At 64.9% G+C, this 22,585-nt stretch carries 16 protein-coding genes; all 16 read left to right on the plus strand.

The genetic code is table 11. The annotated features are described in order from the left end of the window. Positions 1–9: 9 nt before the first annotated feature. On the plus strand, positions 10–1,119 hold the full coding sequence (locus F6X59_RS25150; protein ID WP_110636808.1) for a flagellar basal body P-ring protein FlgI: 1,110 nt from the start codon (positions 10–12) through the stop codon (positions 1,117–1,119). A gap of 11 nt (positions 1,120–1,130) precedes the next feature. After that, entirely contained in the window at positions 1,131–2,297 is a 1,167-nt protein-coding gene (gene flgJ / locus F6X59_RS25155) for a flagellar assembly peptidoglycan hydrolase FlgJ (protein ID WP_152958818.1), read from the plus strand. A gap of 12 nt (positions 2,298–2,309) precedes the next feature. Then, positions 2,310–4,358 (plus strand): flagellar hook-associated protein FlgK, encoded by a 2,049-nt coding sequence (flgK, locus tag F6X59_RS25160; RefSeq protein WP_152958819.1) that lies wholly within the window; start codon positions 2,310–2,312, stop codon positions 4,356–4,358. Between the two features lie 13 nt (positions 4,359–4,371). Continuing rightward, complete coding sequence (locus F6X59_RS25165; protein WP_152958820.1) at positions 4,372–5,943, plus strand: flagellar hook-associated protein 3; 1,572 nt, start codon at positions 4,372–4,374, stop codon at positions 5,941–5,943. A 117-nt stretch (positions 5,944–6,060) separates the two neighbouring features. Continuing rightward, positions 6,061–9,642, plus strand: a complete 3,582-nt coding sequence (locus tag F6X59_RS25170) for a glycosyltransferase (RefSeq protein ID WP_372240528.1) — start codon at positions 6,061–6,063, stop codon at positions 9,640–9,642. 115 nt (positions 9,643–9,757) lie between these two features. Next, positions 9,758–10,531 (plus strand): glucose-1-phosphate cytidylyltransferase, encoded by a 774-nt coding sequence (rfbF, locus tag F6X59_RS25175; RefSeq protein WP_152958821.1) that lies wholly within the window; start codon positions 9,758–9,760, stop codon positions 10,529–10,531. After that, the gene (gene rfbG, locus F6X59_RS25180) at positions 10,513–11,595 is read left to right on the plus strand and encodes a CDP-glucose 4,6-dehydratase (protein WP_152958822.1); all 1,083 of its coding nucleotides are present in this window, start codon (positions 10,513–10,515) and stop codon (positions 11,593–11,595) included. Before rfbF ends, rfbG begins: the two co-directional genes overlap by 19 nt. Then, the gene (locus F6X59_RS25185) at positions 11,592–12,152 is read left to right on the plus strand and encodes a dTDP-4-dehydrorhamnose 3,5-epimerase family protein (protein ID WP_372240529.1); all 561 of its coding nucleotides are present in this window, start codon (positions 11,592–11,594) and stop codon (positions 12,150–12,152) included. The genes rfbG and F6X59_RS25185 overlap by 4 nt, the downstream gene beginning before the upstream one ends. After that, the gene (locus F6X59_RS25190) at positions 12,149–13,372 is read left to right on the plus strand and encodes a class I SAM-dependent methyltransferase (protein WP_152958823.1); all 1,224 of its coding nucleotides are present in this window, start codon (positions 12,149–12,151) and stop codon (positions 13,370–13,372) included. Before F6X59_RS25185 ends, F6X59_RS25190 begins: the two co-directional genes overlap by 4 nt. Positions 13,373–13,377: 5 nt before the next feature. Continuing rightward, positions 13,378–14,238: an NAD(P)-dependent oxidoreductase gene (locus F6X59_RS25195; RefSeq protein WP_152958949.1), complete on the plus strand. Its 861-nt coding sequence runs from the start codon at positions 13,378–13,380 to the stop codon at positions 14,236–14,238. After that, complete coding sequence (locus tag F6X59_RS25200) at positions 14,228–15,322, plus strand: class I SAM-dependent methyltransferase (RefSeq protein WP_152958824.1); 1,095 nt, start codon at positions 14,228–14,230, stop codon at positions 15,320–15,322. Before F6X59_RS25195 ends, F6X59_RS25200 begins: the two co-directional genes overlap by 11 nt. Continuing rightward, on the plus strand, positions 15,319–16,053 hold the full coding sequence (locus F6X59_RS25205) for a cephalosporin hydroxylase family protein (protein WP_152958825.1): 735 nt from the start codon (positions 15,319–15,321) through the stop codon (positions 16,051–16,053). The genes F6X59_RS25200 and F6X59_RS25205 overlap by 4 nt, the downstream gene beginning before the upstream one ends. Positions 16,054–16,108: 55 nt before the next feature. Continuing rightward, positions 16,109–19,012, plus strand: coding sequence for a TIGR00180 family glycosyltransferase (locus tag F6X59_RS25210; RefSeq protein WP_152958826.1), 2,904 nt, complete (start codon positions 16,109–16,111; stop codon positions 19,010–19,012). Between the two features lie 218 nt (positions 19,013–19,230). Continuing rightward, entirely contained in the window at positions 19,231–20,388 is a 1,158-nt protein-coding gene (pseC, locus tag F6X59_RS25215; protein ID WP_372240530.1) for a UDP-4-amino-4,6-dideoxy-N-acetyl-beta-L-altrosamine transaminase, read from the plus strand. Next, positions 20,385–21,110: a pseudaminic acid cytidylyltransferase gene (pseF, locus tag F6X59_RS25220; protein WP_152958828.1), complete on the plus strand. Its 726-nt coding sequence runs from the start codon at positions 20,385–20,387 to the stop codon at positions 21,108–21,110. The genes pseC and pseF overlap by 4 nt, the downstream gene beginning before the upstream one ends. Further along, positions 21,107–22,582 (plus strand): UDP-2,4-diacetamido-2,4,6-trideoxy-beta-L-altropyranose hydrolase, encoded by a 1,476-nt coding sequence (gene pseG, locus F6X59_RS25225; RefSeq protein ID WP_152958829.1) that lies wholly within the window; start codon positions 21,107–21,109, stop codon positions 22,580–22,582. Before pseF ends, pseG begins: the two co-directional genes overlap by 4 nt. Positions 22,583–22,585: the final 3 nt, after the last annotated feature.

Below are 22,585 nucleotides of genomic sequence, written 5' to 3' on the forward strand. Positions count from 1 at the left end.
CGGATGAACATGTTCAACCTTAGGCAGCTGATTGCCGCGACCCTGCTCCTGTCCTGCGCGTTCGGTGCCCACGCCGAGCGCCTGAAGGACATTGCCAGCATCTCCGGCGTGCGTTCCAACCAGTTGATCGGCTATGGCCTGGTGGTGGGGCTCAACGGTACGGGTGACCAGACCACCCAGACCCCGTTCACCCTGCAGACCTTCAACAACATGCTGTCGCAGTTCGGCATCAAGGTGCCGGCCGGCTCCGGCAACGTGCAGTTGAAGAACGTCGCTGCGGTGTCGGTACATGCCGACCTGCCGGCGTTCGCCAAGCCGGGCCAGGTGGTGGACATCACCGTTTCGTCGATCGGCAACTCCAAGAGCCTGCGTGGCGGCAGCCTGCTGATGACCCCGCTCAAGGGTATCGACGGCAACGTCTACGCCATCGCCCAGGGTAACCTGGTGGTCGGCGGCTTCGATGCCGAAGGCCGTGACGGTTCCAAGATCACCGTCAACGTTCCGTCGGCAGGCCGTATTCCCGGCGGTGCCTCGGTCGAGCGCGCCGTGCCGAGCGGCTTCAACCAGGGCAACAGCCTGACCCTGAACCTCAACCGCCCGGACTTCACCACCGCCAAGCGCATCGTCGACAAGGTCAACGACCTGCTCGGCCCGGGTGTGGCCCAGGCCGTGGACGGCGGCTCGGTGCGGGTCACCGCGCCGATGGACCCAAGCCAGCGGGTCGATTACCTGTCGATCCTCGAGAACCTCGAGATCGACCCGGGCCAGGCCGTGGCCAAGGTCATCATCAACTCGCGTACCGGCACCATCGTCATCGGCCAGAACGTCAAGGTCTCGCCAGCGGCGGTGACCCACGGCAGCCTGACCGTGACCATCACCGAAGACCCGATCGTCAGCCAGCCGGGGCCATTCTCCAATGGCCAGACGGCGGTGGTTCCGCGTTCGCGGGTCAATGCCGAGCAGGAAGCCAAGCCGATGTTCAAGTTCGGCCCGGGGACTACGCTGGATGAGATCGTCCGCGCAGTGAACCAGGTGGGCGCGGCACCCGGCGACCTGATGGCCATCCTCGAAGCACTGAAGCAGGCCGGCGCCTTGCAAGCCGACCTGATCGTGATCTGAGGACGCTGCGGATGAATTCGAAAAGCCTGGTCTCCAGCCACGCCGACAGCGGTGCCTACACCGACCTCAATCGCCTGAGTTCGCTCAAGCACGGTGATCGCGACAGCGACGCCAACGTGCGCAAGGTGGCCCAGGAGTTCGAGTCGCTGTTCATCAGCGAGATGCTCAAGGCCTCGCGCAAGGCCAGCGACGTGCTGGCCGACGACAACCCGATGAACAGCGAGACGGTCAAGCAGTACCGCGACATGTACGACCAGCAGCTGGCCGTGAGCATGTCCCGCGAGGGGGGCGGTATCGGCCTGCAGGACGTGCTGGTGCGCCAGCTGTCGAAGAACAAGAGCACCCCGGTCAACACCAGCCCGTTCCCGCGTGTCGACGGCAACGCGCCGACGCTGTGGGGCAACAAGGTAGCCGACCCGGTGCAGGCCACCCAGGCCACGGCCACGCGCAACGACGTTGCCGCGCTCAACTCGCGGCGCCTGGCGCTGCCGGGCAAGCTCACCGACCGCTTGCTGGCCGGTATCGTGCCTTCGGCCACCAGCCCGGCCGCGGCCACCAATACCGCCGCCGTGCCGGCCCGTGACGGGCAGCAGGTGGCCAAGGCCATCGCCATCCCGGACAACGGCCTGCGCATCACCGGCCGCGCCGTGGCGCAGCCGCCGCTGGCGCCGAAGAAGGCCTTTGCCGACAGCGACGAATTCGTCGCCACCATGCTGCCGATGGCCGAACAGGCCGCCAAGCGCATTGGTGTCGACCCGCGTTACCTGGTGGCCCAGGCCGCCCTGGAAACCGGCTGGGGCAAGTCGGTCATGCGCAACAGTGATGGCAGCAGCAGCCACAACCTGTTCGGCATCAAGGCCAGCGGTAACTGGGACGGCGATTCGGCGCGGGCGATCACCAGCGAGTTCCGTGACGGCCAGTTCGTCAAGGAGACGGCGGCGTTCCGTTCCTACGATTCGTACCAGGACAGTTTCCACGACCTGGTAAGCCTGCTGCAGAGCAATTCGCGCTATCAAGATGCGGTGAAGTCGGCCGATAACCCAGAACAATTCGTGCGAGAACTGCAAAAGGCCGGGTACGCCACCGACCCGAACTACGCCAGCAAGATCTCGCAGATCGCAAGACAGATGAAGTCGTACGAGAGCTACGCAATGCTCGGTACCACAACGAAACTTTAAGGGTATGGAACCATGGCGAGTCTGATCAATATTGGCATGTCGGGACTGTCGGCCTCCCAGGCGGGGCTGCATACCACCGGCAACAACATCGCCAACGCCGATGTCGCCGGCTATTCCCGCCAGCAGAACGTCCAGCGAGCCAAGGGTTCGCTTCAGGAAGGCCAGGTGTTCATGGGCACCGGCACCACCCTGGGCGATGTGCGCCGGGTGTACAACGCCTTCCTGGATGCCCAGTTGCAGACCGCCACCTCGCTCAACAGCGACAGCACCGCCTACCTGAACCAGGTCACGCCGCTCAACAACTTGCTGTCCGACAGCAACACCGGTATCACCGGTGCGCTGACCAACTTCTTCTCCGCCCTGCAGAGCGCCGCCAACAAGCCGACCGAAGACGCTTCCCGTCAGCTGTTGCTGAGCAACGCCGAGGCCCTGGCCAGCCGCTTCAACAGCCTGTCTGCCCAGTTCAAGGAGCAGAACAGCAACATCAACGGCAACCTCAGCTCGATGACCTCGCGGATCAACGAGCTGACCTCCAGCATTGCGAAGTACAACGATCAGATTTCCAAGGTCTCGGCCAACAGCGGCCAGCCCAACGACCTGCTCGACCAGCGTAACGAGGCGGTGCGCCAGCTCAACGAGCTGGTGGGTGTGCAGACCGTCGAGCGTGACGGCAGTATTGACGTCTACCTGAAGAACGGCCAGTCGCTGGTGCTGGGCAAGACCACCAACAAGATGAGCGCCGAGCCAAGCGCCACCGACCCGACCCAGTTCTCGGTCAAGCTCGACCGTGGCAGCACCACCATGGATGTCACCAGCAGCATCAGCGGTGGCGAAATGGGCGGTCTGCTGCGTTACCGCAGCGACACGCTGGCACCTGCGATGAACGAGCTGGGGCGTATCGCGCTGGTGGTGTCGCAGCAGCTGAATTCGCAGCTCGGTCAGGGCATCGACAAGAACGGTGAGTTCGGTGCGGCGCTGTTTGGCGATATCAACAGCGCCAGCGCCATGTCCGCGCGCAGCACGCCGAAGGTTGGCAACACCGGCAGCGCCGCGCTGAACGTGGTCATCCGCGACACTGGCAAGCTGAGCACCAGCGACTACCAGGTGACCTTCGTCGGCCCTGGCACTGACAAGTACCAGGTCAAGAAGCTGCCAGACGGCACCGACATGGGCACCTACAGCACCAACGACGACCCGGCGCCGGTCATCGACGGTTTCAGCCTCGACCTCAAGAGCGGCACTGCGGCGGTGGGCGACAGTTTCAAGATCACCCCGACCCGCAATGCCTCGGCAGAGATCGGCGTGGTGCTCACCGACGCCAAGCGCCTGGCGCTGGCTGCGCCGCTGACCGCTACCTCGGGTGGCGGCAATATCGGTACCGGTGTGATCACCCAGCCCGTGCTGACCTCGGTACTGGATATCGCCGACCCGGCTCAACGCCAGGACCTGCAGACCGGCATCAAGTACTCCACGCCGGTGCGTCTGGTGTTTGGTGACGAAACCACCTCGCCGCAGAGCTACGAAGCCTTCGATGCCAAGGGCAACAGCATTGGCACAGGCACCTTCGTCCCGGGGCAGAGCAACACCCTGAAGTTCGATGTGCCGATGATCGACTCCGCGGGCAACCCGATCAATGACGCCAGTGGCAACCAGAAGTCGTTCAGCTTCGAGATGGACGTTGCCGGTGCACCCAAGGATGGCGACAGCTTCACCGTGTCGCTGACCGGCGCCGGTTCTTCGGACAACCGCAACGCGCTGTCCCTGCAGGAGCTGCAGACCAAGCAGACCATGGACATTGGTTCGACCAAGGGCATCAGCATCACCGATGCCTACGGCAAGCTGGTGGAAAACGTCGGGGCCCAGGCCAAGCAGGGCCAGATGGACACCCAGGCAACCGGCGTCATCCTGACCCAGGCAACCGGTGCCCGTGATTCGGTGTCCGGTGTGCAGCTGGATGAAGAAGCCGGCAACCTGGTCAAGTACCAGCAGTACTACACGGCGTCGTCGCAGATCATCAAGGCGGCGCAGGAAATCTTCAACACCCTGATCGCCGCGCTTTAAGGAGTCCTGACCCATGCGTATTTCCACGGCCCAGTTCTATGCTTCCAGCGCGGCAAACTACCAGCGCAACTATTCCAACGTGGTCAAGACCAACGAGGAAGCCAGTTCCTTCGTACGGGTCAACACTGCTGCCGACGACCCGGTAGGGGCAGCGCGCCTGTTGCAGCTGGGCAACCAGGCGGACATGCTGGCGCAGTACAAGACCAACGCCACCAACATCACCAACTCGCTGAACCAGACCGAGACCACGCTCAACTCGATCAACACGATCCTGACGCGGGTGAACGAGCTGGCGCTCGAATCGGGTAACGCCGGCTATACCGACACCGAGCGCAAGGCCAAGGCGGCCGAGCTGGGCCAGCTGGAAGACCAGTTGCTGAGCCTGATGAACAGCCGTGACGAGAACGGCCAGTACCTGTTCGCCGGCTCCAAGACCGACACGGCGCCATTCGTGCGCAATGCCGATGGCACTTATTCCTACCAGGGCGACCAGACCCAGCAGGAACTGCAGGTCGGTGACATGCTCAAGATGGCCGGCAACAGCTCCGGCTACAGCGTATTCGAGCAAGCCCTGAACACCAGCCGCACGTCCACGACCATGACCGCTCCACCGGTGGATGATGGCCGGGTGAAGCTGTCCAACGGCCAGGTGTCAGGCAGCGTCACCTACAACGACCGCTTCAGAAGTGGCCAGCCGTACACCATCACCATGCTCAGCAGCACCAAGTTCAGCATCACCGACAGCCTGGGCAACGACGTCACCGCCGAGGCTACCCAGGGTGGCAGCTTCGACCCCAATACTGCGGGTGGTTCGATGGTCAGCTTCCGTGGCGTAGACCTGCGCCTGAACATCAACCTGCAGGATGGCGACAACGCCGACGCCGTGGTGGCTGGCCATACCTTCACCCTGCAGAGCAAGCCGGACACCATCACTGCTACTCGCAGCCCGGGCAACCCGTCGAGCGCCCAGGTGTCGTCGATCAGTGTCACCGACCCGAGCAAGTACAAGGCCATGTTCCCGAGCGGGGGGGCGGTGATCAAGTTCACCAGCGCCACCGACTTCGAGCTGTACGCCCAGCCGCTGACCGCCGACAGCCGGCCGGTGGCCAGTGGCACCATGGCTGGCAACGTCGCCTCGGCCGCGGGCGTAGACTTCACCTTCAGCACCACCCCCCCGCAGCAGTCCGGTGACCAGTACATGGTCAATGTCGACAATCACCAGACCCAGAACGTGCTGGACAGCGTGGCCAAGCTGCGCACGGCCCTGAGTCAGCCGATCGATGGCGACAATGCTGCCTACCAGCAGCTGCGCGCCGACCTGGATTCGGCCATTGCCAACATTCAGAGCGGTCAGGACACCCTCAGCCGCGCCGTCACCGATATCGGTGCGCGAGGCAAGGCGCTGGAGATCCAGCAGAACACCAACGAAAGCCTTAGCATTGCCAACAGCACCACGCAGTCGTCGATCCGTGATTCCGACCCGGCCGAGGTGCTGATCCGCCTTACCCAGCAGAAGACCACGCTCGAAGCTTCCCAGCAAGCGTTCGCGCGCATCAGCCAACTGAGCCTGTTCAACGCATTGTGAGTGCGCCTGTTGCCGTCATCCTCCTCCTGACCGGGGGGAGGGGGCGGTGCGTTGTTTCAATCTGGTAGCGACTGTTCTGAATTCTCCGCGGGCAGTCACCTGTCGAGAGATTTCCTCGTGAGCCAAGCCCCCCTAGTCAGCCTCGTCATCCCCGCCTGCAACCCCGAGTTCTTCCGTGCCGCCCTGGTCGGTGCCCTGGCGCAGGATTACGACAACCTTGAAGTCATCGTCTGCGACGACAGTCGGGGCCCGCAGATCGAGGCGGTGGTCGAGGAGCTGCGCAGCCTTGCCCGCCACCCGCTGGTCTACGTGCGCAACCCGCAACCGCTGGGGTTTGCCGGCAATCTGCAGCAGGGGCTTGAGCAGAGCCAGGGGCAGTACATCAAGTTCCTCTGCGACGATGATCGCCTGATGGCCGATTGCGTTTCCAACCAGGTCCGACTGTTCGAAGCCCATGGCGATGTCAGCCTGGTCGCGGCCAGGCGCCAGCTGGTGGATGCCGAGGACCATATCCTGCCGCAGCGCCTTGAGACCAGCCCGGTCACCTTTGGCGACACCGTGTTCAATGGCGACGACCTGCTGGATTTCTTCGAGACCCGCCAGCTCAACTTCATCGGCGGGCTCAGCAGCGTGCTGCTGCGCGCCAGCGACCTGCGCGAGTTGCTGCCGGCGCTGGCGCCAGGCTTTGTGGCGCTGCTCGATTTCGTGCTGTTCGTGTGCCTGCTGCGTCGCGGGCACCTGGGGGTGACGGCCGGCGTGCACTGCATGGAACGGGTTCATCCCGACCAGTTGCGTCGCCAGAGCGACGTCAAGGCGGCAGCGGTCGGCGAGGCACAACACCTGCGCGACATGTTCGCGGCCCGCGTCGCCGAGCGCGAGCCATTCTCCGGCTGGGTGCGGGTGCAGATCCTTCGGGGGAATGAGGGGGACGCCCGGCGCAATTGGGAGAACATGTTCCTGGTCCACACCCTGCGCTGCCTGCAGGCGATCCAGGAATCCCATGTTGGTAGCGACAGCGACAGTTTCGCCGAGCTGTACGCCAAGTGGCTGGCCTGTCGCCAGGACCCCTTGGTGCTGGCGCGGCTGATGCGGCTGAGCGAGCACTGGCCGCGTCGCCCGCGCATCGTCCCCGTGGTGATCGACAGCGAAGGCGATGCCCTGGCCCTGCAAATGACACTGGACAGCATCGCCGGCCAGGCCTATGGCGCCGAGGCAACCCTGGTGCTCTCCACTGCGCGCCTTGCGGCTGACCCGGGCAGCCGGGTCGACAGCCAGCCGTTGCAGGCTGACTGGGCCATGCAATTGAACACGCTGGTCGCGCAGCGGGGCGCCGAGGATTGGGTCTACCTGCTGCGTGCCGGCGACCGGCTCAATGCCTTCAGCCTGATGCTGCTGGCCGAGCGGATCGTGTCACGGCCACAGATTGCCTGCTGTTATGGCGATGAAGGCGGCCTGCGCAACGAAGCGTCGGTGGAGCCGGTGTTCAAACCGGACTTCAACCTCGACCTGATGCGCGGCTACCCCTATACCGGTCGCATGCTGGCGTTTTCCTGCGAGGCTTTGCGCACGTTGGGTGGTTTTGCTGCCGGCTACCGCGAACTGGCGCCCCACGACCTGCTCTGGCGCCTGGTTGAAAGCCGCGGCCCGCAGACCATCGAGCACATTCCGGAAGTGCTGGGTGAAAGTGCGTTCAGTTACGCCGCCTGGCTGTCTTCGCCGGCAGTGATCGAGGAAAATCCACAGGTACTGGCGGCGCACCTGAAGCGTCTGGGTGTGGCCTATCGTCTGCACAACAGCGGCGGTGCGATCAATCAGATTCGCTACTTGCACGCCTCGCAGCCACTGGTAAGCCTGGTGCTCAGCGCCCAGGATCAATTGCCGGCGCTGGAGCGCTGCCTGGAAAGCGTGCTGCAGAACACTGCCTACGCACATTACGAAGTGCTCGTCGTCGACAATGCCAGCCAGGGCGCGGATACCCATGCCTGGCTGGCCGCACTGGAGCAGTTGGGCGGCGACAAGTTGCGGGTGCTGAGGCTGAACGAGGAAAGCAGCTTCGCTGCCGTGCAGAACCTGGCCGCGCACCATGCCCGGGGTGAATACTTGCTGATGCTGAGCCCGTTCACCATGGCTACCGAGCCGGACTGGCTCGACGCCTTGCTCAGCCATGGTCAGCGCCATGAAGTTGGCGCGGTTGGCGCCAAGTTGTGCAATGGCCACGGCCTGGTCGTCCATGCTGGTGGCGTGCTGGGCCTGCGTGGCGCGGTGGGCTCGCCGTTCGTCGGTGAGCCGATGGAGGCGGGTGGCTACATGCAGCGTCTGCAGGTGGCGCAGAACTACTCGGTGGTCGGTGCTGACTGCCTGCTGATACGCAAGCAGCTGTTCTTGGAACTGGGCGGTCTCAACGACAGTGTCTTCAGCCTTGCCTTCAGCGATGTCGACCTGGGGCTGCGCCTGGGGCAGGCAGGTTACCTCGTGGTCTGGGCGCCCGATGCGCGACTGATCCTTGATCCTCCAGCAGCGCCAGCGCCCGATCCGCAGCGCGAGGCTGAGCGTCAGGCACGGCTGGTGGAGCAGCATGATGCCTTCTTCCGAGCCTGGATGCCGGTTGTGGCGCGTGACCCGGCCTATAACGTGAATCTGTCGCTCAACGGCTCCAGCTTCTGTCTGGACCCTGGCCTCAAGGCCGCCTGGACGCCCTTTGTCAGCCGCCCGTTGCCGCATGTGCTGGCCTTGCCGATGAACAAGACCGCCGTCGGCCATTACCGGGTGATCCAGCCGGTGATGGAGTTGGAAAAGGCTGGCTGGGTGACCCAGCAACAGTACTTCGAGATTCCCACCAGCATCGAACTGGAGCGTTGCTCTCCGGACGTGGCGATTGTGCAGGGGCGTTATACCGAAGGCTTCGTCAAGGAGATCGAGCGGCTGAAGACGTTCTCCAAGGGCTTCTGCATCTACGAACTGGACGATTACGTGATTGATGTGCCGAAGAAGAACGGCCATCTCAAGCACACGCCAAAAGATCTGGAAAAATCGCTGCGCCGGGGGATCGAGCGTTGTGATCGGCTTGTGGTCTCGACCCAGGCCCTGGCTGATGCCTTGCATGACGCCCACAGTGATATCCGGGTGATGCCGAACATGCTTGCCGAGGAGCTCTGGACCCACTTGCGCAGCCAGCGCCGGACCTCGCGCAAACCGCGGGTGGGTTGGGGAGGGGGTACCAGCCACACCGGCGACCTGGAAGTGATTAGCGATGTGGTCAAGACCTTGGCGAACGAGGTCGAATGGGTGTTCTTCGGCATGTGCCCGCCGGCCTTGCGGCCCTACATCAGCGAGTTCCATCCGCCGGTGCCACTGGAGCTGTACCCGGCCAAGCTCGCCAGCCTGAACCTGGACCTGGCCTTGGCGCCGCTGGAGTATCACATCTTCAACGACTGCAAGAGCAACCTGCGCTTGCTGGAGTATGGGGCGTGCGGGTACCCGGTGATCGTCACCGACACCCGTGCCTACGAGGGCTACCTGCCGTGCACGCGAATCAAGACCAACTCGACGGCGGAGTGGCTGGATGCGATTCGCATGCATCTGGCCGACCCGGATGAAAGCTACCGCCTCGGTGACCGCTTGAAGCAGGAGGTGCTACGTGACTATGTGCTGCGCGAAGAGCATGTGCAGCATTGGTACAGCGGCTGGATGCCGAACTGAGCCAAGCTCGCGACGAAAAATGCCAGCTGGCGCGTTTCCTGCAAGCCCCCTGTCATATCGCCATAAATCGTGCAGTCACACGATGGGTGGCCGGTGACGAACAAGAGGGGACAACATGAAGGCGGTAATTCTGGCCGGTGGACTGGGCACACGTATAAGCGAAGAGTCCCATCTCAAGCCCAAGCCCATGATCGAGATTGGTGGAAAGCCAATTCTCTGGCACATCATGAAGCAGTACTCGGCCCACGGTATCCATGACTTCGTGATCTGCCTGGGCTACAAGGGCTATGCGATCAAGGATTTCTTCGCCAACTACTTCCTGCACACCTCGGACGTCACCTTCGACATGCGCGCCAACCGCATGGACGTGCACCAGAACTACAGCGAGCCATGGCGCGTCACCCTGGTCGACACCGGTGAAGAGACCATGACCGGTGGCCGCCTGCGCCGTGCCGCACGCTACCTGGAGGGCGAAAAAGCCTTCTGCTTCACCTATGGCGACGGCGTCTCGGACCTGAACATCGGCGCCCTGGTGGATTTCCATATGGCCCATGGCAAGCTCGCCACGGTGACCGCCGTGCAGCCCCCAGGGCGCTACGGCGCGCTGGAGCGCGACGGTGAGCAGGTGCGCGGGTTCGTCGAGAAACCCCGTGGCGATGGCGGCTGGATCAACGGCGGCTTCTTCGTGCTGTCGCCCAAGGTGATCGACTACATCGACGACGATCAGACGTCCTGGGAGTTCGAGCCGCTCGCCCGGCTGGCCGCAGCGGCGCAGCTCAATGCCTTCCAGCATGACGGCTTCTGGCACCCGATGGACACGCTGCGCGACAAGAACCACCTGGAGCAGCTCTGGCTAAGCGGGGAGGCACCATGGAAGCAGTGGGACTGAGCCCGGCATTCTGGCAGGGCAAGCGTGTCCTGCTGACCGGCCACACCGGCTTCAAGGGCAGCTGGCTGGCCCTTTGGCTGCGTGAACTGGGGGCGCAGGTCACAGGCTTTGCCCTGGACCCGGGAACCGAACCCAGCCTGTTCGAGCTGGCCCAGGTGGGCCGCGAGATCACCGATGTACGCGGTGACCTGCGCGACCTGGGCGCGCTGCTCGAAGCCGTGGCCGACGCGCAGCCTGAAATCGTCCTGCACCTGGCGGCGCAGCCGCTGGTGCGTGAGGCCTATCGCGACCCGCTGGGCACCTACTCCAGCAATGTCATGGGCACCCTCAACCTGCTGGAAGCCATACGCCAGGTCGGTGGCGTGCGCGCCTGCGTGCTGGTGACCACCGACAAGGTCTATGCCAACCAGGAATGGCCTTGGCCCTACCGCGAGAACGAAGCCCTTGGCGGGCACGACCCGTACAGCAGCAGCAAGGCCTGCTGCGAGTTGCTGGCGCAATCCTATGCCGCTTCGTTCTTCCCGGCAGTCAAACATGCCGAACACGGCCTGGCGATGGCGACCGCACGCGCCGGCAATGTGCTGGGCGGTGGCGACTTTGCTGCCGACCGGCTGATCCCGGACGTACTCAAGGCTTGGTCGGCGGGTACGCCTGTGACCCTGCGCTATCCGCAGGCCGTGCGCCCCTGGCAGCACGCCCTGGAGCCGCTGGCCGGTTACCTGCAACTGGCCGAGCGCCTGTATCGCCAAGGCCCGGCTTATGCGGGTGCCTGGAACTTCGGGCCCGGTGAACAGGACATGTGCAGCGTCGGCGAGGTGGTGGCGCATCTCGCCCGCCAGTGGCCGGCGGCGCCGGGCATGCAGGTCGAGCCGAGCGAGCTGCACGAAGCCGGCCTGCTGCGCCTGGACAGCTCGCGTGCGCGACAGCTGCTGGGCTGGCGCACGCGCTGGTCGCTGCACGATTGCCTCAAGCACACCCTGGACTGGCACCTGGCCTGGCAGCGCGGCGACAACATGCACGCGTTCACCCTTGGCCAGCTGAACCTGTACGCGGAGTTGTCGTGACTGATCTGCTGCTGCATGCCTTGCCCCTCGACGGTCTGTTCAGTGTCCAGCACAAGCGCCACGGCGATGCCCGCGGCCAGTTCGCCCGGCTGTTCTGCGAAACCAGCCTGGGGGCATTGGCGGCGCCGTTCCATGTGCGCCAGATCAACCATTCGCATACCGTCGGCCAAGGCAGCGTGCGCGGCCTGCACTACCAGCTCGGTGATGCGCCGGAAGCCAAGCTGATCACCTGCCTGCGCGGTGAGGTCTGGGATGTGGCAGTGGACCTGCGCCAGGGCTCGCCGACTTTTCTGCACTGGCACGCCGAGCACCTGCGGGCCGGCGACGGCCGCAGCCTGCTGATTCCGGCCGGCTTTGCCCACGGTTTTCAGGTGTTGAGCGACGAGGCCGAACTGCTCTACCTGCACAGCGCCGACTATGCCCCGGGTCGCGAGGGCGGGTTGTCGGTGCACGATCCAAGGCTGGCCATCACCTGGCCGCTGGCTGTCAAGAATCTGTCAGCCCGGGATGCCGAACATCCCTGGTTGGCCCCATCGTTCACCGGAGTCTGTCCATGAATTGCCGTGGCTGTGGTACCTGCCTGAGCCTGCCCCTGATCGACCTTGGCACCGCGCCGCCGTCCAACGCCTATCTGCGCGCCGAGCAACTGGCCGCGGCTGAAGCCTGGGTGCCGCTTAAGGTCGCGGTGTGCGAGCAGTGCTGGTTGGTGCAGACCGAGGACTACACCCGCGCCGATGCGCTGTTCGATGCCGACTACGCCTATTTCAGCTCCTACTCCAGCTCTTGGCTGGCCCATGCCCGCGAGTACGTGGCGCAGATGGTCGAGCGCTTCGGCCTGACCCCGCAAAGCCGGGTAGTGGAGATCGCCGCCAACGATGGTTACCTGCTGCAGTACGTGGCCGAACGCGGTATCCCCTGCCTGGGCGTGGAGCCCACCCGCAGCACCGCCCAGGCGGCGCGCGAAAAAGGGCTCGAAATCCGCGAGGTGTTCTTTGGCCAACAGGCTGCCGAGGCGCTTGCGGCCGAGGGCTGGTCGGCCGACCTGATGGCGGCCAACAACGTGCTGGCCCATGTACCGGACATCAACGACTTCCTGCGCGGTTTCGCCACCTTGCTCAAGGCCGATGGTGTCGCCACGTTCGAGTTCCCGCACTTGCTCTGCCTGATGGCCGAGCATCAGTTCGATACCCTGTACCACGAGCATTACTCCTACCTGTCGCTGACGGCGGTGAACACCCTGTGCCTGCGCAACGGCCTGGAAATCTTCGATGTCACCGAACTGCCGACCCATGGCGGCTCGCTGCGGGTGTTCGCACAGCGCGCTGGCGGCCCGCAGGTTCGACGCGCCAGTGTCGATGACCTGCTCGGCATCGAGGCGGGGGTGGGGGTGACCACGGCAGCGTTCTACAACACCCTGGCGCCGGCCGCCGAACGCATCAAGCACCAGCTGCTGCGCTTCCTGCTGCAGGCCAAGGCCGAAGGCAAGCGTGTGGTCGGCTACGGCGCGGCGGCCAAGGGCAACACGTTGTTCAACTATGCCGGGGTCAAGCCTGACCTGCTGGCCTGGGTGGCCGACGCCAACCCGCACAAACAAGGCAAGTTTCTGCCGGGCAGCCGCATTCCAGTGGTGGCCCCCGAGCGGCTGGCCATCGAGCAACCGGACTACGTGCTGGTGTTGCCCTGGAACCTGCTCAAGGAAGTCAGCGAGCAGCAGGCGCAGGTCCGTGAATGGGGCGGGCGCTTCGTCATCGCCGTGCCGGAGCTGACCGTCCTGTGAGCCGCATGAACGTGCTGGTTACCGGCGCCAGCGGTTTTGTTGGCCGGCACCTGGTCGGTGCGCTTCTGGCGCGCGGCCATCAGGTGCGTGCCGTTGCGCGCCACGTGGAAGCTGCCCAGGCGCTGCCGTGGTTCGATCAGGTCGAGTTCATCTGCGCCGATGTCCATGACCCGCAGCTGGACGTCGCTGCGCTGTGTGAAGGTATCGATGCGCTGGTGCACCTGGCCTGGCCCGGCTTGCCGAATTACCAGGGGTTGTTCCACTTCGAGCACAACCTGATGGCCGACTACCGGTTCATCCAGCGTGTGGTGCACGCGGGCGTTGCCCAGGTGCAGGTCACCGGCACCTGCCTGGAATACGGCCTGCAGGACGGCGCGCTGGGCGAGTCACTGGTCTGCCAGCCGGGCAACCCCTATGGCCTGGCCAAGCACAGCCTGCGCCTGTTCCTCGAAAGCCTGGCCCGGCAGCAGCCGTTTACCTTGCAATGGGTGCGGCTGTTCTACCTGTTCGGCGAAGGCCAGAACCGCAACAGCCTGCTGGCGGCGCTGGACGGCGCCATCGACGCCGGCCTGCCGCGTTTCGACATGTCGGGCGGTGAACAGCTGCGCGATTTCCTGCCCATCGAAACGGCCGCGGGTTACCTGGCCGGGCTGCTCGATCAGCGTGATTTCAGCGGCGTGGTCAATTGCTGCAGCGGTCAGCCGATAGCCGTACGCACCCTGGTCGAAGCGCATATCGCCAAGCGCGGCGCGCAGATCGCGTTGAACCTGGGGCATTACCCCTATCCGGCCCACGAACCCATGGCGTTCTGGGGCGATGCCCGCCGGCTGCGGGCGCTCTTGGGAGTAGCTTGTGATGAAGCATGAGTTGTACCGCGCCACCGGCTTGCCGGTGTTGCAGAACCGCACCTTTGCCGATGCGGCCTCGGCCCGCGCCTCGGCCAGTGCCGACATGCGCCTGGTGCAGGATGCTCGCACCGGCCTGGTCTACAACGACGCCTTCGACGCCGACCAGCTCAGCTATGACAGCGACTACCAGAACGAGCAGGGCCACTCGGCGCGCTTCCAGCGCCACCTGGACGACGTCGAAGGTGTGATCGCCCGGCATTTCAAAGGGCGCAGCCTGATCGAGGTGGGCTGCGGCAAAGGCTGGTTCTTCGAGCTGCTGCGCGAGCGTGGCTATGCCGTCACCGGCATCGACCCGGCGTACGAGGGCGACAACCCGGACGTGGTCAAGGCGCCGTTCACCCGTGAGCTCGATCGCCGGGCCGAGGGCATCGTGCTGCGCCATGTGCTTGAGCACATCCAGGACCCGGTCGCGTTCCTGGCCGCCATCGCCGACGCCAATGGCGGGGCCGGGCAGATCTACATCGAGGTGCCATGCCTGGACTGGATCATCGAGCACAAGGCCTGGTTCGACCTGTTCTACGAGCACGTCAACTACTTCCGCCTGGACGACCTGCGCCGCCTGTTCGGCACGGTCGCCGAGGCCGGGCACCTGTTCGATGGCCAGTACCTGTACGTCGTCGCCGACCTCGCCAGCCTGCGTACCACGCTGGAACCGGGGCCAACCCTGACCCTGCCGGCCGATTTCAGCGCCAGCCTGGAGCACGCCGTGGGCATCGTCCAGCGCGACGCCGGGCGCGGCTCGGCGATCTGGGGCGCGTCGTCCAAGGGCGTGATCTATTCGCTGTTCCTGCAACGCGCCGGCGCGCCGGTGGACCGGGTGATCGACATCAACCCGGCCAAGCAGGGCCGTTACCTGCCGCTCAGCGGCGCCCGGGTGAGCTCGCCGCAGGAGGCGCTGGACGCCTTGCCTGACGGTGCGCACCTGTTCGTGATGAATTCCAACTACCTCGATGAAATCCGCCGCATGACCGCTGGGCGCTTCACCTACCACGCCGTCGACAGCGCTGATTTCACACACCTGCCAACCGAGACCGCACAATGACCGACTCGCCGATCAAGGCCTTCGAAGCCGAATGCACCGCGCAAATCGCCGCCCAGGGTGAAGACCAGGCGCTGCAGCAAGTATCCCGTGACTTCTTCAACAAGTCCGCTGCGCACAAGTACACCTACCACTTCTCCTGGATGGGCCGGCCGATCATCCAGCTGCCCCAGGACATGATGGCCATGCAGGAGATCGTCTGGCAGGTCAAGCCGGACCTGATCATCGAGTGCGGCATCGCCCACGGCGGTTCGATCCTGTACTACGCATCCTTGCTGGAACTGCAGGGCCATGGCGAAGTGCTGGGCATCGACATCGACATCCGCCCGCACAACCGTGAGGCCATCGAGGCGCACCCGATGAGCAAGCGCGTGCGCATGATCGAAGGTTCGAGCATCGACGCCGGCATCGCCGCGCAGGTCAGGGCGCTTGCCGAAGGCAAGAAGGTCATCCTGGTGCTCGATTCCAACCACACCCACGACCACGTACTCAAGGAGTTGGAGCTGTACGCGCCGCTGGTGGCCGTGGGCAGCTACTGCGTGGTGATGGACACCGTGGTCGAAGACATGCCGGCCGATTTCTTCCCCGACCGCCCGTGGGGCCATGGCGACAACCCCAAGACCGCGGTCTGGGAATACCTCAAGGGCAACGACAGCTTCGAGATCGACTACCAGCTGCAGAACAAGCTGCTGGTCACCGTGGCACCGGACGGCTACCTGCGCCGGGTTCGCTGAGACACTCAACAACGGTTCGATTTCTTCGGCGGCAACGCCAATGGTGGTGAAGACTATGCAAGGCAATTTCTCGGCAGACCAGGCAGCCACGCTGCGCGAGCGGTTCACGCTGGTACTGATGACGCACAACCGGCCGGCGTTCCTGCAGCGCACGCTGCAGTACTACAGCGACTACCCGTGCTCGATCCTCGTGCTGGATTCCTCGACCGAATCGGCCGCGGCGATGGCAGCCGGGTACCCGGGCGTCGAGTACCTGCACCTGCCACAGTTTTCCTACCTGGGCTTCCAGGCCAAGCTGACCTATGGCGTGAACCGGGTGAGCACGCCGTTCATGGCCTTCGCCGCCGATGACGACTTCCTGCTGTTCGACGGGCTGAACCAGTCGCTGGACTTCCTTGAGGCCAACCCTGACTACGGCATATGCCATGGCTACTGCCTGAACTACCTGGCCGAAGCCACCCGGGTGAACTATTACCGGCGCAACAAGAAGGTCCGTGAAGACTACGACGCCCCGCGCGCCGAGCAGCGCCTGCTGGATTACATGGGCGAGTTCCTCCCGCCGTTTTTCGCCGTCACCCGTACTGCGCTGTTGCGCCAGTGGTTCGAGTTACTGCCCGAGGGCACCAGCTTCGAGTGGCAGGAAATCGGCCATGTGTATTTCCTGCTGACCAACGCCAAGGCGCGGGTGCTGCCGATCGCCTATGCCGTGCGTGAAACCAACTACGGTGTTTCCGAGCACAAGACCGAGGTCATTCATGTGCTGGCCTTCACCGACCCCAAGTCGGTGGCAGAGCGCGAACAGTTCGCCGACTTCCTCGCCGGCCTGCCGACCGCTATCGAGGGGCTGGACCATGCAGCACGGCGTCAGCTTGCCCTGGACAGCTTTGCCGCCATGGCCGAGGGCCTGTTCAAGGGCCGCGCGGTGACCCTGGACCTGGTCTGGGGGTCTGCCTGGAACGACCCGCTGAAGCCGCCGGTACGCACCTTCGAACCGAGCCAGTATGTCGAGATGCCGTTCTACAACCAGGCGTTCTTCGATCAGCTCACAGCGTTCGAATTCCTGATCCATGCCATGCCGGCTGGTCGCTTGCAGTTGCAGCAACTGGAACCGCTGCTGCTGCGCCAGGAGCAACTGTTGCAGGCGCATGTCAGCGACACCCCGGGCACCGTCGGCAGCCGCCTTTGGGCTGCCTTGGAGCACAACGCCTTCAACCGCGAGGTAGTGCGTCGCCTGGCCGTGCACCTGCGCGAGACCAATGAGATCGAACAGAGCGAGGCGCTGTTTGCCTGGCTGGCGCGCCTGGAAGGCGTGCTGAAGCAGAGCGGCCGCGAACTGCTCGGTAGCATGCAGTCGGGCCGCCTGCTCGACTGGCTGGAGGCGCGCAAGCCGGATGGCGCGGCAATGGCCGCGATCGACGAACACCTGGCGTTGCACCAGGGCGGCCCTCAGTTTGGCATCCTGCTGCTGGACCTGGACAACAACCAGGTCGCGCTGCAGGACACCTTCGACAGCCTGCTGGCCGGCCTTAGCAAGGCGTTCCGGATCATGGTCTTCACCACCGGTGAACCACCGATGGTCACTTCGTTGCACAACACCCTGCATTTCATCAAGGTCAGCCGCGAGGATTATGTCGAGCGTATCAACCAGCTCGCCCGGCAGTCTTCGTGCGAATGGCTGCTGCTGGCCGAGGCCGGTGACCGTTTCACCGCGACCGGTCTGTTGCGCGCCAGCCTCGAACTGCTCAACGCGCCGGATTGCCGTGCGGTCGCGGTCGACGAGATCCAGCAGCAGGCTGATGGCGCCTGGCGTGAACTGCTGCGTCCGGGGGTCAACCTGGACCTGCTGCAGACCAACCCCGCGCTGATGGCCCGCCATTGGTTGCTGCGTCGGGAGGTGCTGGTGGAGGCGGGTGGCTTCGACAAACAGTACGGCCAGGCGCTGGAGTTCGACCTGCTGCTGCGTCTGATCGAGCGTGGCGGCCTCAACGGCCTGGCCCACCTGGACGAGCCATTGCTGATTACCCCGGCACCGCAAGCCTCGGCCAGCGAGCATGCCCGCCAGGCCCTGATCCGGCACCTGACGAGCCGTGGCTACAAGGCCCAGGTCAGTACCCCGGTGGCAGGGACGTTGCGTATCGACTATCGGCATGTCGAGCGGCCGCTGGTGAGCATCCTGCTGCGCAGTCAGGACAACCTGGACGCGCTGCAGCGTTGCCTGAAGAGCATCCTGCAGCGCACCCGCTATGCCCGCTACGAGGTGCTGATCGCCGACAACGCCAGCCAGTCGCCGCAGCTGCTCGAATGGCTGGCGCAACAGCCGCAAGAGGGTGGCAAAGTGCGCGTGCTGCAAAGCGCCGAGCGCCTGAGCCCGGCGGCACTGTGCAACGCTGCCAGCGGCGAGGCCAAGGGCGACTACCTGGTATTGCTGGCATCGGATGCCGAAGTGGTCAATGCCAACTGGATCGAGGCACTGCTGAACCAGGCGCAGCGCCCGGAAGTTGGCGTGGTCGGTGCCAAGCTGCTGGATGCTGACGGCAAGCTCGCCCAGGCCGGCTTGCTGCTGGATGCCGATGCTGGCGTCACGCCTGCGTGCGCCGGTGAGGCGGGCAATGCGCCGGGCTACCTGAACTGCCTGGCCGTCGAGCAGAACCGCCCGGCAGTCTCGGCGAGCTGCCTGATGGTCCGCCGCGAGGTGTACCAGGCCCTGGAAGGCCTGGATGAAACCACCTTCGCCGAGGCCTTTGGCGATGTCGACCTGTGCCTGAAAGCAGCCGCAGCCGGTCTGCTGACGGTCTGGACCCCGCAGGTGCAGGTGATTCACTCCGGCCAGGTGGCCACGGACCCGGCGGCGCTGGCGGCGCTGCGCGCCAAATGGTCGGCGCAGTGGCCGGGTGCTGCTCTGGGCCAGGTACTGGCGCCGAGCAAGGCGGCGCTGGACTGGGTCGGGCTGATCGGCTGAAGCGGCGGGTTGCGGGGCTGGCCTGTATCTTGCTTCGAGCTGGGATACAACGCGCGCGAGTCAGAAATTTGTAGGCTGCGCGCCCGCCTGACCCTGCAACCGGGTGCCGTCGCCAGTCGATGGCGCTGCCCCTAGGATCGACGTATGTTCGACGACAAGTCCATTTTCACCTTCCGCACCAAGGGCCAGCCACCCGTCCTGCACACAGGGATGCTGGCGTGATTCCATATGCCCGACAGAGCATCGACCAGTCTGATATCAGTGCGGTCGTCGAGGTGTTGCAGTCCGACTGGTTGACCCAGGGGCCGCTGGTCGAGCGTTTCGAGCAGGCCATTGCCCAGCGCTGCGGTGCAGGCTACGCAGTGGCGGTGTGCAATGCTACCGCGGGTTTGCACCTGGCTTGCCTGGCTGCGGGGCTGGGGAGTGGTGACTGGCTGTGGACGTCTCCCATCAGTTTCGTCGCCTCGGCAAACTGTGGCCGTTACTGCGGGGCCAGCGTCGATTTCGTCGACATCGACCCGCGTACCTGGACCCTTGACGCCGAAGCGCTTGCGCTGAAACTCGAACAGGCCGCCCGACAAGGTCGCCTGCCCAAGGTAGTGGTCGCGGTGGCGTTCGCCGGGCAAAGCGCCGACATGCGTTCGATCAAGGCGTTGTCCCGCCAGTATGGTTTCACCTTGATCGAGGACGCTGCCCACGCGATCGGCGCGCGCTACGCAGGGGTGGAGGTCGGCAGTGGCGAGTTCGCCGACATGACGGTGTTCAGCTTTCACCCGGTGAAAATCATTACCTCGGCCGAAGGCGGCATGGTCCTCACCCACCGTGCCGACCTGGCCCAGCGCCTGCGCTTACTGCGCAGTCACGGGGTGACCCGCGACTCCGGCCAGATGACCGAAGAGAGCCATGGAGCCTGGTACTACCAGCAACTCGAACTGGGGTTCAACTACCGTATCACCGATCTGCAGGCAGCCTTGGGGCTTTCCCAGCTGGCGCGGTTGGATGATTTTCTTGATCGTCGTCGCGCGTTGGCGGCCCGCTACCGGACATTGCTCGCCGACCTGCCGTTAAGTCTTCAGGCACCTCAGCCGGAGGCAGAATCCGCCTGGCACCTGTTCGTGGTACGCCTGCAGGTCGATCGCATACGGCGCTCGCACCGGGAGGTCTTCGACGGGATGCGGACTGCTGGGGTCGGGGTCAATCTGCATTACATTCCCATCCACTTGCAGCCCTATTATCGCGAGCTGGGATTCAAGCCAGGGGACTTCCCGCTGGCCGAGGGCTATTACGCAGGCGCCTTGAGCCTGCCGATGTATCCGGGCCTGAGCGAGGCACAGCAGGATCATGTGGTCGACAGCCTGCGCGGGTTGCTGACATGACTGAGCGCAGGGAAAACAACGTCGCGATCATTCCGGCCCGTGGTGGCAGCAAACGGATCCCGAGCAAGAACCTCAAGAACTTTGCCGGGCTGCCGATCATTGTCCACTCGATTCGTGCGGCACTCGCCAGTGGCTTGTTCGATCAGGTGGTGGTCAGCACGGACGATGCGGATATCGAAGCGGTGGCTCGGGAGCATGGTGCGCAGGTGCCGTTTCGTCGCCCCGCGCACCTGGCTGACGACCATGCGACCACCCATGCGGTGGTCAGCCACGCCCTGGAGGTGCTGACCCGCCAGGGCCAGGTGCTGACCCATGCCTGTTGCATCTATGCCACTGCGCCTTTCCTGCAGCAGCGTTTCCTGCACGAGGGGCTGGCGCTGCTGCGCCAGCACCCTGAGCGCGCTTTCGCCTTTTCGGTGAGCGGTTTCGGCTTCCCTGTCCAGCGGGCGCTGACCCTGGATGCCGAGGGGGCGTTAGTGCCCCTGAATCCGCAGTTCCGCGAGACCCGCTCGCAGGACCTGGCGCCGGCCTACCAGGATGCCGGCCAGTTCTACTGGGGGCGGGTGGAGGCCTGGTTGCAGAACGAGGTCCTTTATTCCGAGCGCAGCTTGCCAGTGATCATCCCCCGGCACCTGGTGCAGGACATCGACACCGAGGACGACTGGCTGCGCGCGCAGTACCTGTACGCAGCGCTCAAGGCCGGAGGGGAGCTGGACTCATGAAGGTGCTGATCCGGGCTGACGCGTCCTCGTCCATCGGGATTGGTCACACGGCGCGTTGCCTGACATTGGCACAGGCGCTGCGTGCACAGGGGGCGCAGGTCAGTTTTGCCTGTTGCCTGCTTGACGGCCACCGCCGGGTTGCCATCGAGCAGGCGGGGTTCGAGGTCTTTGCCTGGCGGCAACCCAAGCATTTGCCGGGCATCGAGCACTGGGCGGCGGACATCGCCGCGCTGCGCGCCGTGTTGCCGGCGAATGCCGGGTTCGACTGGGTGATCGTCGATCATTACGCCCTGGATGCGCGCTGGGAGCAGGCTGCCCGGGCATTCGCCCGGCGTATCGCAGTGATCGATGACCTGGCCGACCGTGATCACGCGGCCGACCTGCTGCTGGATCAGAATTTCGGCGCCAGCGAGGCGCGTTACGCAACCCGCCTGACAGCGGCCTGTCGGCGTTTGCTGGGGCCACGCTATGCGCTGGTCCGGCCTGCCTTCCAGGGCCCGGCAATTACCCCGCCGCCGCAGGCGCGACGGGTGCTGGTCAGCTTTGGTGGTTTCGACGTGGCAGGCATGCTGCCGCGCACCTTGCAGGCGCTGGCCGGGCTGGAGGGGCTGCAGGTGACCTGCATCGCCGGGCTCGGCAGCGCCCAGGGCGAAGAGTTGGTCCGGCTGTGCGCCGGGCGGGAGGGCTGGGAGCTGCATGACTATGTCGATGACATGCCGGCGCGGATGGCGGCGGCAGACCTGTTCATCGGCGCCGCCGGCGGCACCACCTGGGAGCGCGCCGCGCTGGGCTTGCCGAGCCTGTGCGTGAGCGTGGCGGACAACCAGCGGGGCGCTGCCGAAGCCATGGCCCGGGCGGGCATGCACCTCTACCTGGGCGATGCCGAACAGGTCGACGTGCCGGCGCTGCGCCAGGCGATCGCCTTGCTGCTGGGTAATCAGGGGCTGCGCCAGAGTTTCGCCGAGCGCAGTCGTTCTCTCGTCGATGGCCGCGGTGCGCAGCGCGTGGCGGTGGCCCTGCTGGGCGAGCACCTGGTGCTGCGCCCGGCCCGTACTGAAGATGCACGGCTGTTGTTCGACGGGCGTGACGCGCCGGAAGTACGGCGTCGTTCGCAGCAGGGGCAAGCGCTGCACTGGCCCGAACATCAAGCCTGGCTGGCTGCGACCCTGGCCGACCGGCAGCGGCTGCTGTTGATCGCCGAGAGCGCCGACGGGCCGGTCGGCAGCGTGCGCTACGACCGCTTGCCGGGGCAGCGTGCACGGGTGTCGCTGTACCTCTTCGCGGGGCGTTTCGGGCTGGGCTGGGGCAGGGCGCTGCTCGCCCGGGGCGAGGCTTGTGCACGCCAGCGATGGCCGGACCTGCTGGCGATCGAGGCCCAGGTGCTACCGGACAATCAGGCGTCATTGCAATTATTCGCGGGTGCCGGTTTCGTGCAGTCGCCGTGCTCGTTCGAGCGGGTTTTCCAGGAGTAGCCC

The organism is Pseudomonas sp. MN1F (assembly GCF_009391885.1).
In the GTDB taxonomy this organism is placed as follows: Bacteria; Pseudomonadota; Gammaproteobacteria; order Pseudomonadales; family Pseudomonadaceae; genus Aquipseudomonas.